1 protein-coding gene is annotated in these 248 nt (G+C 42.7%); it reads right to left on the bottom strand.

Annotation, left to right across the window (positions count from 1 at the left end):
- On the bottom strand, positions 1 to 248 hold a 248-nt coding region (locus IWT5_RS11965), incomplete at both ends, for a transposase family protein (protein ID WP_143443112.1).

Below are 248 nucleotides of genomic sequence, written 5' to 3'. Positions count from 1 at the left end.
GGGTGGGATTGGAAATTGAACAGTGCTTTGGCACTAAACTGGTTTGAGCCAAGAAAGTCCGCTGACATTCCTTACATTTGAAATTACGTCGATTTAACTTTAACAGCACATTATTACCAAGGGTTTGGACAAAGCGGACATTCGTTTCCCGCCAACCATAGTTGATAATCGTATGATCATTGATGACGCCACAATGTACACAGGCCTTTGGCCGATAGGTCAATTTACCAGTAATCTGGATAACCCCA

The sequence above is a fragment of the Secundilactobacillus mixtipabuli genome (genome assembly GCF_002217925.1).
Lineage (GTDB): Bacteria > Bacillota > Bacilli > Lactobacillales > Lactobacillaceae > Secundilactobacillus > Secundilactobacillus mixtipabuli.
This window is presented reverse-complemented; position numbering and strand designations above follow the sequence as displayed.